Origin of the sequence: Flavobacterium anhuiense, assembly GCF_001705175.1 — a bacterium.
Taxonomy (GTDB): Bacteria; Bacteroidota; Bacteroidia; order Flavobacteriales; family Flavobacteriaceae; genus Flavobacterium; species Flavobacterium anhuiense.
In genome coordinates this window covers 1133718-1147766 of sequence record NZ_CP016907.1, presented here as the reverse complement: position 1 = coordinate 1147766, position 14049 = coordinate 1133718, and the positions used below count along the sequence as shown (strand labels likewise).

Below are 14049 nucleotides of genomic sequence, written 5' to 3'. Positions count from 1 at the left end.
ATTCGCGTTTTAATGCTATAATAAAGATAAGAAATTATTTTAGAGCAATCAATTTATTTGATTTATAAAAAAATCACTATATTTGCACTGTTATTTATTAAAATCTAAATAATGAGGGGACTAAGTGTCCCCTCTTTTTATAAAATTATGACATTTAAAGAAAAAGTAAACGGATTAATTACGGAAGCTCTTCTGGAAAAACCATCAATCTTTTTGGTTGATCTGGCTGTTTCGGATTCTTTTAAGATTAGTGTTGGTTTAGACGGAGATAATGGAGTGGCGCTGCAAGACTGTATAGATATCAGTCGCGCAATCGAGAATAATCTTGATCGTGAAGAACAGGATTTCTCGCTTGAAGTAGCATCGGTTGGAGTCGGAACTCCTCTTAAAATGATAAGACAATACAAGAAAAATGTTGGTAGAACGCTGATTGTTACCACAAATACAGAAAAAATCGAAGCGGAATTGGTAGAAGCTAATGATGTTTTTATAATTTTGTCTTGGAAAGCAAGAGAACCGAAAAAAGTAGGAAAAGGAAAAGAAACAGTTCAAAAAGAGCAACAAATACCTTATACAGAAATTAAAGAGGCAGTTGTTACGGTAACATTTTAATTTTAATTAAAAAATTCGCATGGAAAATTTAGCATTAATCGATTCATTCTCAGAGTTTAAAGATAATAAACTTATTGATCGTGTAACGCTTATGGCAATTTTAGAGGACGTATTTAGAAATGCATTAAAGAAAAAATACGGTTCAGATGAAAATTTCGATATCATTATAAACCCTGATAAAGGTGATATGGAAATCTGGAGAAGAAGAGTAATTGTTGCCGATGAGGATCTTGATTTTGAAAATGAGGAAATTACATTGACTGAAGCAAGAAAAATTGAGGCGGATTTTGAAATTGGTGAAGAAGTTTCTGAAGAAGTAAAATTGATTGATTTAGGAAGAAGAGCTATCTTAGCGCTTCGTCAGAATCTTATATCTAAAATTCACGAACACGATAATACAAACTTATACAAGCAGTTTAAAGATATTATCGGTGATATTTATACAGCTGAAGTACACCACGTACGTCCAAGAGTAGTTATCTTAGTGGATGATGAAGGAAATGAAATTGTGCTTCCAAAGGAAAAACAAATTCCATCAGATTTCTTCCGTAAAGGAGATAATGTTCGTGGAATTATTGAAAGCGTTGAATTAAAAGGGAACAAGCCTCAGATTATTATGTCTAGAACTTCTGAGAAGTTCTTGGAAAAATTATTTGAGCAAGAAATTCCAGAGGTTTTCGACGGACTAATTACAGTGAAAAATGTAGTTCGTATTCCGGGCGAAAAAGCAAAAGTAGCTGTTGATTCTTATGATGATAGAATTGATCCAGTTGGAGCTTGCGTTGGAATGAAAGGTTCTCGTATTCACGGAATTGTTCGTGAGCTTGGAAATGAAAATATTGATGTAATCAATTATACAAACAATATTCAATTATTTATTACAAGAGCATTAAGCCCAGCAAAAGTTTCTTCTATCAAAATTGATGAAGAAAACAAAAGAGCTGAAGTGTTCTTGAAATTAGAAGAAGTTTCAAAAGCAATTGGTAGAGGTGGTCACAACATTAAATTGGCAGGTCAGTTGACAGGTTATGAATTAGATGTTATCCGTGAAGGAGATATCGCTGGAACCGTTGCAGATGAAGATGATGTTGAATTAACAGAGTTTTCAGATGAAATCGAAGAGTGGGTAATTGAAGAGTTTGCAAAAATAGGTTTAGATACTGCAAAAAGTATTTTAAAACACGACGTAGAAGATTTAGTAAGAAGAACAGATTTAGAAGAGGAAACAATTCTAGATGTTATGAAGATACTAAAAGAAGAGTTTGATAGTTAAGCTAAAAGCTTGCATCTGCTCTAACAACACAACGAAAAAGGTAATAATAAAAAGGTTATATGTCTGAAGAGAGAGTAATAAGAATAAACAAGGTTTTAAGGGAATTAAATATTTCGTTAGAAAGAGCTGTGGATTATCTAAAAGATAAAGGAATTGCTATTGATGCAAATCCTAATGCGAAAATTTCTGACACGGAATTTAATATCCTTCAAAGCCAATTTGCGGGCGATAAGGGGAATAAGGAGGCTTCTAAAGAGGTTGGAGAAGAAAAAAGAAAGGAAAAAGAGGCATTACGTGTAGAGCGTGAGAAAGAAATTGAAGACAAACGCAGACAAGAAGAAGAGCGTCTAAAACAGCAAGAAATAATTAAAGCAAGAGCTGTTGTTTCGGGGCCTGTACAAGTTGGTAAAATTGACTTGAATCCAAAAAAACCTGCGGTTACTCCTTCTGAGGAAGCAGCTAAGGTTGAAGAACCAAAAGTTGCTGCTGCTGTGCAGCCAGAAAAACCTGTTCAAAATGAAACAGTGAAATCTGAACCAGTTGTTTCAACTCCTGTTGCTGAAACTAAAAAAGAAGAACCTATTATTACTGAGAAAAAAGAAGTTAAAGCAGAATCTAAAGTTGCGCAGGAGCCAATCGTGTCTACTGATCCAACAACTTCGGAGGAAACTATTACTACTCAATATCAAAAGCTTACTGGAACTACTCTTACAGGTCAGACAATTGATTTATCTCAATTTAATAAACCTAAGAAAAAGAAAGAAGATCCTAAAGCGGCTCAGAATAAACCTGGAACTCCTGGAGTTGGGAATAATAATAACGCCAATAAAAATAAGCGTAAAAGAATTGGTCCAAAACCGGGTGTGCCTGGTGCACCAAAGCCTGTTACGGGTAATGCGCCTGGAACACCGAATCCAAACAAGCCGGCTCAAAATAACAATGGGGTAGGCTTTAATGCTAACAGAAGCCAAAGACCTGGTTTTGTAAAAGGAAACCGTCCTGCGATTGTGGCTAAAGTTGAGCCAACTGAGGAAGAAGTAAAAAACCAAATTAGAGAAACTCTTGAAAAACTTCAAGGTAAAGGAGGAAAATCTAAAGCGGCAAAATATAGAAGAGATAAAAGAGAAACACACCGTCAGAAATCTGATGACGAGCAAAGAGCTCTTGACGAAGGAAGTAAAACAATTAAAGTTACTGAGTTTGTTACTGTAGGTGAAATTGCAATCATGATGGATGTGCCGATTACTAAAGTAATTGGAACTTGTATGTCTCTTGGTATCATGGTTACCATGAACCAACGTCTAGATGCTGAAACATTAACTATTGTAGCAGATGAGTTTGGTTATGATGTTGAATTTATCACAGTAGATATTGAAGAAGCAATAGAAGTTGTAGAAGATAGAGAAGAAGATTTAGTAACAAGAGCGCCAATTGTGACAGTAATGGGTCACGTTGACCACGGTAAAACGTCTTTATTGGATTACATTCGTAAAGAAAATGTTATCGCTGGTGAATCTGGAGGTATTACTCAGCACATTGGAGCGTATGGAGTTACTTTGGATAACGGACAAAAAATTGCATTCTTAGATACTCCAGGTCACGAGGCGTTTACAGCGATGCGTGCACGTGGAGCTCAAGTTACGGATATTGCGATTATCGTAGTTGCGGCGGATGATGATATCATGCCACAAACAAAAGAGGCAATTTCTCACGCACAAGCTGCGGGAGTGCCAATTATATTTGCAATCAATAAAATTGATAAACCAAACGCGAATGTTGACAAAATTAAAGAACGTTTGGCTGGTATGAATTTACTTGTTGAAGATTGGGGTGGAAAAATTCAGTCACATGATATTTCTGCAAAAGTCGGAACGGGAGTTAAAGAATTATTAGAGAAAGTTTTATTAGAAGCTGAAATCTTAGATTTAAAAGCAAATCCAAATAAAGCGGCGCAGGGAACTGTTGTTGAGGCTTACTTAGATAAAGGAAAAGGATACGTTTCTACAATTTTAGTGCAACAAGGTACTTTGAAAATTGGAGATTATATGCTTGCTGGTAAACACCATGGTAAGGTAAAAGCAATGCATGACGAAAGAGGGCATACAGTTTTATCAGCTGGACCTTCAACCCCTGTATCAGTTTTAGGTTTAGACGGAGCTCCAACAGCGGGTGATAAGTTCAACGTATTTGAAGACGAAAAAGAAGCAAAACAAATTGCATCAAAACGTTCTCAATTAATGCGTGAGCAGTCTGTTCGTACTCAAAGACATATTACACTTGATGAAATTGGACGTCGTATCGCTCTTGGTCAGTTTAAAGAATTGAACGTAATTCTTAAAGGAGACGTGGATGGTTCTGTTGAAGCATTATCAGATTCGTTCTCTAAACTTTCTACAGAAGAAGTTCAAATCAATATTATCCATAAAGGTGTTGGTGCGATTACAGAAACAGATGTTAACTTGGCTTCTGCTTCAGATGCAATCATCATCGGATTTAATGTTCGTCCTGCAGGAAATGCTAGGCAGCTTGCGGATAAAGAAGAAATTGATATCCGTTACTATTCTATTATTTATGCGGCAATCGATGACTTGAAAGATGCGATGGAAGGAATGTTAGCGCCAGAAATGAAAGAAGAAGTTTTAGGTAATGCTGAAATTCGTGAGATTTTCAAAATTTCTAAAGTGGGTTCAATTGCTGGATGTATGGTGACAGACGGTAAAATCTTAAGAACTTCTAAAATTAGAGTAATTAGAGATGGGGTTGTTGTTCATACAGGTGAATTAGTTGCCTTGAAACGTTTCAAAGACGATGTGAAAGAAGTGACTAAAGGTTACGATTGTGGTATCCAAATAAAAGGATTTAATGATATCGAAATTAATGATGTTATTGAAGCTTACCACGAAGTAGCAATTAAAAAGAAATTGAAATAAATTCAATTCATATAAAAAAAGTCCCAATGAAAATTGGGACTTTTTTTATTTTAAAATTATGATATTAATGAATGTGGTGTTAGGAAATTAGTCATTGTAATGTGTTTCATTTTATAATATGAAACATAAATGAGAGATTTGGCTACGGTCTGGTTCGTGGAATGTCTGTTTCTTTGTGTAGTAATTTTCTTTTGTTTTTTAGATGAAATGAAATTAAGAAAATAGTTCGTCGAATGAAATATCTATACTGATATGAGGGTAAGTATAAATCATATTGTGAATGCAATTTTTGGCAGGCGTTTTAAATCAGAGAATTCCGTTAGTAATTTTACAAATGTTCAGCAGTTAAGAGAAATAATGCCTGCTTTGCTTGAGGGGTATTTGACTGAAGCGGAAATGCCAAACAGTTTTCTTTTGTTATCGCCTCCTCCCGAACACAACTCCAGTTTTTTTGAGTTAGATTTGGAACATGCAAGAAAAGCATTGGAATCTAAGGACGAAGCACGTTTTTTGCAGGCGGCCATAGATGCAGACTTGTCCTTTCCTTTTGCGGTTAAATCATTTGAATCAATTATAGGTATGCAGATTAGTGAGTCAAAAACTCCTAAACTTTACGTGCTAATGCGAAGGGTGATGACAGATGCGGGATTGTCTACTTATGCGGCTAAAAATTATTACAAAAGGGAAAGGCCATTTATGGTAAATAATCAAAAGACATGCACTCCCGATCAGGAAAATATATTATATAAAGTTGGTTCGTTTCCTTCTGGTCATGCTGCTGTTGGCTGGGCGTGGTCATTGGTTTTAATTAAGCTTTTCCCTGAAAAAGAAAAAGAGATTTTGAAACGCGGGCATGACTTTGGTGAAAGTCGTATTGTTTGTAATGTACATTGGTATAGTGATGTTAAAATGGGAAGAACTATGGGGCAGGCGACTGTTGAATGTCTTTGGGGTAATTCGGATTTTCTGGCTGACTGGGATAGTGTTAAAAAAGAAATACAGGAGATTTTAGATTCTAATTTAGAATAAAGGCTTAGTGATTTTAAATTTAGAATGATATCTCAAATTTTAGTATTATTTTTGGGTATAAATAATATAAAAATGAAAAGAATTTTAATATACACAAGCTTGTTTTTTATAAGTTTTACGGCATTATCTTTTTCACAAGAAAATGTTGAGAAACCTACGCCGCCAGCAGGAGATGCTTTAGTTGGGGATTATTATGGAACAGATGTTTCTGGAGCTGTGGTAAATAATGCTGTTTCTGTTGAAAAACTTGAAGGGGAATTAAAAACCACAAAAACAATAGAAGGAATTGCAGTAAAAGGTGAAGTAACGGATGTTTGTGCGAAAAAAGGGTGCTGGATAACTCTAAAGACTAAAGATGGTGAATCTTTCTTTGTAAAAATGAAAGATTACGCTTTTTTTGTACCTACTGCATTAAAAGGTAAAAATGTAGTTTTAGAAGGAAATGCTGAAAAGAAAGTAACATCTGTTGAGGAACTTAAGCATTATGCAAAAGATGCTAAGAAAACAAAGGCAGAAATAGATGCGATTAAAATGCCAAAAGAAGAAATACGCTTTTTAGCGAGCGGGATCAAAGTGGTAAATTAGATTTAAAAGTTGTAATTCTAAAATAGAAACAAAAAAAGCGAGATTTTTATATCTCGCTTTTTTTGTTTCTGCTTGCATCATTTTCCAGGTTTAAGCAGGAAAACGCTTTTGTATCTTTTTTTGATTTCTGCTAAATTTCTTTCAGCTTCTATTCTGGTTTTGAAATTCCCAACAATTACTTTATAATTTGGAGTGCTGAAAATAATGGTTCCGTCAATATCAGAATTTTCTTTTTTGAAATCCGATAACGTTTTTTTTGCTTCGTCGCTTTTACCACTAAAGATTTGAATTCTATAGGTGTCGTTTGTATTTATCGACGTGTTAATTTTGCGCTTCTCGTTTAGTAATTGCTCAAATTTAGGATCTTGATTTAGTGTTAAATTTTGGTCTTGAGCATTAATATTGTGTGCTAAAGCAATCGTTGTAATTGTTAATAAAAGGCTTTTTGAAGGACTTAAAATTCTCATAATGTGATGGTTTTTATGCAAAAATACTATTTAAAGTTTGAGTGTAAAATTTTAATATTATTTAGAATTGATATAAATTGATAATTAAGACTATTTTAAGGTTTTGAGAATAGCTCATAAGTCGTATTTTTGTGCAAGTTTTAAAAGAGGGTATAGGTTTTTGCTGGATTTAGTACAGAAAAAATCATACCAAAAATTAGTAGACAATTATTTATACTATATGAAAAAGGTGGGTAACCATAATTCGATCTCAAGAAAATTGCTGCTTGGCTTATCGCTAACGTTAATTTTCTCCCTAACTTCATTTGCTCAAGAAGCTGCTGCTCCGGCGGCGCCTGAGGCTGCTGCGGCTGCTCCAGCTGCAGGAGGCGGTGATCCAGTAAAAGGGAAAGAACTTTTTAATGCAAATTGCGCTGCATGTCACAAATTAGATGCTAAATCAACTGGTCCTGCTTTAAGGGGGGTTGCTTCTAAGCATGATATGGCTTGGATTTACAAGTGGGTGCATAACAGTTCTGACATGATTAAGTCAGGTGATCCTGTTGCTGTTAAACTTTTTGAGGAAAATAACAAAGCTGTTATGACTTCGTTTCCTCAATTGTCTGAAGGAGATATTGATAATATTATAGCGTATACTTCTGAGCCTAAGGCTGAGCCTGCTGCGGCTGCGGGAGGTGCTGCAACTCCTCCTGGAACAAATGTTCAAGATGGCGCTATTTCAAATAACATTATTTTAGGAGCTCTTGCTCTTGTAATGGCTATTTTAGTTGTAATGTTGTTTATGGTAAACAAAGTTTTAACTAAAGTTGCTAATAAAAACGGTATTGAGATTGCTCCAAAAGAAGCAAGACTACCAATCTGGAAAGCTTTCGCTAAAAACCAATTCTTGGTTTTGGTAACTGCAATCTTCTTGCTTTTGGCTAGTGGTTATTTTGTTTACGGATACTTAATGCAAGTAGGTGTAGATCAGAATTATGAGCCAATTCAGCCAATTCACTACTCTCACAAAATTCACGCTGGTGATAATGAAATCAATTGTAAATATTGTCACTCTGCTGCTCGTGTAAGTAAAACAGCTGGTATTCCTTCTTTAAATGTTTGTATGAACTGTCATAAAAATATTTCTGAGGTTGCTGAAACTACTGCTACTCCTGAGTACAGCAAAGCATTCTACGATGCTCAAATCCAAAAATTATATGATGCTGTTGGATGGGATAAGACTAAACAAGCTTATACTGGAAAAACAATGCCTGTAAAATGGGTTCGTATTCACAACTTACCTGACTTTGTTTACTTCAACCACTCGCAACACGTTTCTGTTGCAGGTATTGAATGTCAAACTTGTCATGGACCAGTACAGGAATTTGAAATTATGAAGCAATACTCTAAATTAACAATGGGATGGTGTGTTGATTGCCATAGAAAAACTGATGTTAAGATGGAAGGTAATGCTTACTATGACAAAATTCATGCTGAGCTTTCTAAAAAATACGGTGTAGAGAAATTAACTGCAGCGCAAATGGGAGGTTTAGAGTGTGGTAAATGCCACTATTAATCGATTTATTAAGATTTTAATATATATATACAATGTCATCAAACAAAAAATACTGGAAAAGTGTTGAGGAGCTAGAAAATAGCTCTATTGTTGAGGCGCTTAGAAATAACGAATTTGTTGAAGAAATTCCTACTGATGAGTTTTTAGGTAATGCTGAGGCTTTATCTACTTCAGGAACTTCACGTCGTGACTTTTTAAAGTACGTAGGGTTTAGTACGGCGGCTGTAACATTAGCTGCTTGCGAAGGTCCGGTTCACAAGTCTATCCCTTATGTATTACAACCAGAGCAGATCATTCCTGGTGTTGCTGATTATTATGCAACTACAGTTTTTGATGGATTTGATTTTGCTAATCTTTTGGTGAAAACTCGTGAGGGTCGTCCAATTAAAATTGAAAACAATACAATTGCTGGAGCTAAATTTTCAGCGAATGCTAGAATTCATGCATCTATCTTAGGTTTGTATGATAGCACTCGTTTAAAAGAGCCAAAAGTAGACGGTAAAAATTCTTCTTGGTCAGCTGTTGATTTGAAAATCAAATCTAGTTTAGCAGAGGCAAAAGCTAAAGGCGGTCAAGTTGTATTATTAACTAATACTTTAGCAAGTCCATCTACAGAAAAATTAATTGGTGAGTTTATTGCAAAAAATCCAAACGCTAAGCACGTTGTATATGATGCAGTTTCTTCATCTGAAGCTTTAGATGCTTTTGAAGCTGTTTATGGTCAAAGAGCTTTAGTTGATTACGATTTTTCAAAAGCTTCTTTAATCGTATCTGTTGGAGCTGATTTCTTAGGAGACTGGCAAGGTGGAGGATATGATGCTGGATATGCGCAAGGACGTATTCCTCAAAACGGAAAAATGTCTCGTCACTTTCAGTTTGAATCAAACATGACATTATCTGGAGCAGCTGCTGATAAGCGTGTTCCTATGACTGTAGCTGCTCAAAAGCAAGCTTTAGTTCAAATTTATAATATTGTTGTAGGTGCTTCTGTTCCTGTAGCTTTAGAAGGAAACTTTAAAGCTGAAGTAGTAAAAGCTGCACAACAGCTTAAAGCTGCTGGTTCAAAAGGAGTTTTAGTATCTGGAATTGAAGATAAAAATGCTCAGTTATTAGTTTTAGCTATCAATCAAGTATTGGCTAGTGAAGCTTTTAGTACTGCTGGAGCAAGACAAATTAGAAAAGGTTCTAATGCTGCAGTTGCACAATTAATTAAAGATTTGAATGCAGGAAGTGTTCATACTTTAATTATGAGTGGAGTTAACCCAGTTTATACTTTAGCTGATTCAGCTTCTTTTGTTTCTGGATTGAAAAAAGTTAAAACGTCAGTTGCTTTTTCATTAAAAGAAGACGAAACTGCATCAATTGTTTCAATTGCTGCGCCAGCTCCTCACTATTTAGAGTCTTGGGGGGATCTTGAGCTTACAAGCGGAACATATAGCTTAACTCAGCCTACAATTCGTCCTATCTTCAATACAAAACAATTTCAAGATATTTTATTGTCAGTAAATGGTACTGCTGGTACTTATTATGACTACTTAAAAGCAAATTCTGGAGCTTATACTGCAGGTAGTTCTTGGAATAAAGTATTGCACGATGGTGTAGCTGTTTTAGGAGCTTCAGCATTATCAGGAGGAGCTATTGATGCTGCTACTGCTGCAAATGCGGTTGCAAGATCTAAATCTGCTGGCGATTTTGAATTAGTATTATATACTAAAACAGGATTAGGAGATGGGCAACATGCTAACAACCCATGGTTGCAAGAGTTTCCAGATCCAATCACAAGAGTTTCTTGGGATAACTATGTAACAGTTTCTAATGCAGATGCTAAAAAACTTGGTTTGACTAACGAAATTGTTGCAAATGGAGGTTTAAATGGTAGTTATGCTACTATTACAGTAGACGGAACTAAATTGGAAAACGTTCCAGTTATTGTTCAGCCAGGTCAAGCAGTTGGTACTTTAGGTCTAGCTCTTGGTTACGGACGTAAAGCTGCTCTTAAAGAAGAAATGCAAGTAGGTTTAAACGCTTACGCTTTATATAAAGGTTTCAATAATGTTCAATCTGTGTCTATCGTTAAGGCTGGTGGAGTACACGAATTTGCTTGTGTTCAAGGTCAGAAAACTTTAATGGGTAGAGGGGATATTATTAAAGAAACTACTTTAGAAATATTCAATACTAAAGATGCTGAACATTGGAATGAAAAGCCAATGGTATCTCTAGATCACCAAGAAGTTGAGGCTACTACTGTAGATCTTTGGGAATCATTTGATCGTACAACTGGTCACCACTTCAATCTTTCAATTGACTTAAATGCTTGTACAGGATGTGGAGCCTGCGTTATTGCTTGTCATGCTGAAAACAACGTTCCAGTTGTAGGTAAAGCAGAGGTAAGAAGAAGCCGTGATATGCACTGGTTACGTATCGATAGATACTATTCTTCTGAAAGTACTTTTGAAGGTGATAATGAAAGAAAAGAAGGAATTGCTGGTTTATCTAGTTCATTATCTACATTTAATGAAATGGAAAAAGCAGGAGATAATCCTCAAGTTGCATTCCAACCTGTAATGTGTCAACACTGTAACCACGCACCTTGTGAAACAGTTTGTCCTGTTGCTGCAACTTCTCACGGTCGTGAAGGTCAAAACCATATGGCTTACAACAGATGTGTGGGTACTCGTTACTGTGCAAACAACTGTCCATATAAAGTACGTCGTTTTAACTGGTTCTTATACAACAAAAACAGCGAGTTCGATTATCATATGAACGATGATTTAGGACGTATGGTTCTTAATCCAGACGTTAACGTACGTTCTCGTGGTGTTATGGAGAAATGTTCTATGTGTATCCAAATGACACAAGCAACTAAATTGAAAGCTAAAAACGAAGGCCGTCCAGTTAGAGATGGTGAATTCCAAACAGCTTGTTCTAGTGCTTGTTCTTCAGGAGCGATGATATTTGGTGATGTAAATGATAAAGAAAGTAAAGTTGCTAAATTAGCTGCTGATGAAAGATCATACCACTTATTAGAGCATGTAGGTACAAAACCTAATGTGGTTTACCATGTTAAAGTTAGAAATACTTAGTAAAATTATTAATTAAGAAACAATATAAAGGATTATGTCGTCTCACTACGAAGCACCCATTAGAAAACCTTTAGTTATAGGTGATAAATCTTATCACGATGTAACTGTAGATGTAGCTGCACCTGTTGAGGGGCCTGCAAACAAGCAATGGTGGATTGTATTTTCAATCGCATTAATAGCCTTCCTTTGGGGGTTAGGTTGTATAATTTACACCGTATCTACCGGTATCGGAACATGGGGATTAAATAAAACAGTTGGCTGGGCTTGGGATATTACTAACTTCGTTTGGTGGGTTGGTATTGGTCACGCCGGAACATTAATTTCTGCGGTATTATTACTTTTCCGTCAACGTTGGAGAATGGCCATCAACCGTTCTGCAGAAGCTATGACTATTTTCTCTGTAGTACAAGCTGGTCTTTTCCCAATCATTCACATGGGACGTCCATGGTTAGCATATTGGGTATTACCTATTCCAAACCAATTTGGATCTTTATGGGTAAACTTTAACTCACCTTTACTTTGGGACGTATTCGCGATTTCAACGTATCTTTCAGTATCATTAGTTTTCTGGTGGACTGGTTTATTGCCTGACTTTGCAATGCTTCGTGATAGAGCCATTACTCCTTTTAATAAAAGAGTTTATTCTATCTTAAGTTTTGGATGGAGCGGTAGAGCAAAAGATTGGCAGCGTTTTGAAGAAGTATCTTTAGTATTAGCTGGTTTGGCTACTCCACTTGTACTTTCTGTACACACAATTGTATCTATGGACTTTGCAACTTCTGTAATTCCTGGATGGCATACAACAATTTTCCCTCCATACTTCGTTGCTGGAGCGGTTTTCTCTGGATTCGCGATGGTAAACACATTGCTTATTGTTATGAGAAAAGTATCTAACCTTGAAGCATACATCACATTACAGCATATCGAGTTAATGAACATCATTATCATGATTACTGGATCTATCGTAGGTGTGGCTTACATCACTGAGTTATTTGTAGCTTGGTATTCAGGGGTAGAATATGAGCAATATGCATTCTTAAACAGAGCTACTGGACCTTACTGGTGGGCATATTGGTCAATGATGACATGTAACGTGTTCTCTCCTCAGTTCATGTGGTTCAAAAAATTAAGAACAAGTATCATGTTCTCATTCATCATTTCGATTGTAGTAAACATCGGTATGTGGTTTGAAAGATTCGTAATTATTGTTACTTCTTTACATAGAGATTACCTTCCATCTTCTTGGACAATGTTCTCACCAACATTTGTTGATATTGGAATTTTCATCGGAACAATTGGTTTCTTCTTTGTGTTGTTTTTATTATACTCTAGGACATTCCCTGTAATTGCTCAGGCAGAGGTTAAAACAATTTTGAAAGGAACAGGAGATAATTACATTAGAGAAAGAGCAAACAGTAAAGATTCACATCATGAGTAATAAAGTTATATACGCCATTTATAATGACGATGACGTTTTGATGAATGCAGTAAAGAAAACTAGAGCTGCTCATCATCATATTGAAGAGGTTTTTACTCCATTCCCGGTTCACGGATTGGATAAAGCCATGGGATTAGCACCAACAAGATTAGCAATATGTGCTTTTTTATATGGATGTGTTGGTATTTCTGTTGCAACAACAATGATGGGATACATCATGATTCATGACTGGCCGCAGGATATTGGAGGTAAGCCAAGTTTTAGTTTTATCCAAAATATGCCATCTTTTGTGCCAATTATGTTTGAGATGACTGTATTCTTTGCAGCTCACTTAATGGTAATTACTTTTTATATGAGAAGTAGATTATGGCCTTTTAAACAAGCTGAAAACCCAGATGTTAGAACAACTGATGACCACTTTTTAATGGAGGTTGCTGTAAATGATAACGAAGCTGAATTAGTTTCTTTCTTCGAAGGAACTGGAGCTGTTGAAGTTAAAGTAATAGAAAAGAATTAATTGTAGCTATGAAAAGGATATATAAAATAACACTTTTAGTTGGTATAACTATTTTAGTTTCATCTTGCCACAATAATTCGGCACCGAACTATCAGTATTTCCCAAATATGTATGAGTCTGTTGCTTACGAGCCATATTCAGAAGCAAAAGTATTTAAGGGAGGAAAAGAAGGACAGCTTCCTGTTGCAGGAACTATCAATAGAGGTTTTGAACCTTATGAATATGAAAACTCAACGGCTGGTTATGAATTAGCAAAAGCTAATTTAAAATCTCCATTGACAGAAGAAGAGAAAAACTCTGAAAAAGGGAAAGAACTTTTCGAAATTTACTGTATCAGCTGCCATGGTGCTACTGGTAACGGTAAAGGTAAATTGGTTGAAAGAGAAAAATTTCTTGGAGTACCTAGCTATAAAGACAGAGAGATCACTGAAGGAAGTATTTTTCATGTTGAGACTTATGGTTTAAATGCAATGGGTTCACATGCAAATCAATTAAGTGCTCACGAACGTTGGTTAGTTGCTGACTATGTTCTGAAACTAAAAAGCCAATTATAATTGTTG

11 protein-coding genes are annotated in these 14049 nt (G+C 35.7%); 10 read left to right on the top strand and 1 reads right to left on the bottom strand.

Going from position 1 to position 14049, the window contains the following annotated elements; genetic code table 11:
* Window positions 1–147: 147 nt before the first annotated feature.
* From rimP to BB050_RS04805, 5 genes are all read left to right on the top strand, one after another.
* Window positions 148–612 carry a ribosome assembly cofactor RimP gene (gene rimP, locus BB050_RS04825; RefSeq protein ID WP_008466827.1) on the top strand — a complete coding sequence of 155 codons (465 nt, stop codon included), beginning with the start codon at window positions 148–150 and terminating at the stop codon, window positions 610–612.
* A 19-nt stretch (window positions 613–631) separates the two neighbouring features.
* Window positions 632–1885 carry a transcription termination factor NusA gene (nusA, locus tag BB050_RS04820; protein WP_008466828.1) on the top strand — a complete coding sequence of 418 codons (1254 nt, stop codon included), beginning with the start codon at window positions 632–634 and terminating at the stop codon, window positions 1883–1885.
* 59 nt (window positions 1886–1944) lie between these two features.
* Window positions 1945–4815 carry a translation initiation factor IF-2 gene (gene infB, locus BB050_RS04815; RefSeq protein WP_066032801.1) on the top strand — a complete coding sequence of 957 codons (2871 nt, stop codon included), beginning with the start codon at window positions 1945–1947 and terminating at the stop codon, window positions 4813–4815.
* 252 nt (window positions 4816–5067) lie between these two features.
* Window positions 5068–5844: an acid phosphatase gene (locus BB050_RS04810; protein ID WP_008466833.1), complete on the top strand. Its 777-nt coding sequence runs from the start codon at window positions 5068–5070 to the stop codon at window positions 5842–5844.
* Window positions 5845–5916: 72 nt separating this feature from the next.
* Complete coding sequence (locus BB050_RS04805) at window positions 5917–6429, top strand: DUF4920 domain-containing protein (RefSeq protein ID WP_066032800.1); 513 nt, start codon at window positions 5917–5919, stop codon at window positions 6427–6429.
* A 77-nt stretch (window positions 6430–6506) separates the two neighbouring features.
* Here BB050_RS04805 and BB050_RS04800 read toward each other — a convergent pair whose 3' ends face one another.
* Window positions 6507–6896, bottom strand: a complete 390-nt coding sequence (locus BB050_RS04800) for an SPOR domain-containing protein (protein WP_008466835.1) — start codon at window positions 6894–6896, stop codon at window positions 6507–6509.
* A gap of 220 nt (window positions 6897–7116) precedes the next feature.
* Here BB050_RS04800 and BB050_RS04795 point away from each other — a divergent pair, with 220 nt between their 5' ends.
* Genes BB050_RS04795 through BB050_RS04775 form a run of 5 tightly spaced genes read left to right on the top strand, consistent with a single transcriptional unit; the run spans window position 7117 to window position 14043 of the window.
* The gene (locus BB050_RS04795) at window positions 7117–8451 is read left to right on the top strand and encodes a c-type cytochrome (protein WP_008466837.1); all 1335 of its coding nucleotides are present in this window, start codon (window positions 7117–7119) and stop codon (window positions 8449–8451) included.
* A gap of 32 nt (window positions 8452–8483) precedes the next feature.
* Window positions 8484–11534, top strand: a complete 3051-nt coding sequence (locus tag BB050_RS04790; RefSeq protein ID WP_066032799.1) for a TAT-variant-translocated molybdopterin oxidoreductase — start codon at window positions 8484–8486, stop codon at window positions 11532–11534.
* Between the two features lie 34 nt (window positions 11535–11568).
* Window positions 11569–12972 (top strand): NrfD/PsrC family molybdoenzyme membrane anchor subunit, encoded by a 1404-nt coding sequence (gene nrfD / locus BB050_RS04785; protein WP_008466839.1) that lies wholly within the window; start codon window positions 11569–11571, stop codon window positions 12970–12972.
* On the top strand, window positions 12965–13489 hold the full coding sequence (locus BB050_RS04780; protein ID WP_066032798.1) for a DUF3341 domain-containing protein: 525 nt from the start codon (window positions 12965–12967) through the stop codon (window positions 13487–13489). Before nrfD ends, BB050_RS04780 begins: the two co-directional genes overlap by 8 nt.
* Window positions 13490–13497: 8 nt before the next feature.
* The gene (locus tag BB050_RS04775) at window positions 13498–14043 is read left to right on the top strand and encodes a c-type cytochrome (protein ID WP_066032797.1); all 546 of its coding nucleotides are present in this window, start codon (window positions 13498–13500) and stop codon (window positions 14041–14043) included.
* Window positions 14044–14049: the final 6 nt, after the last annotated feature.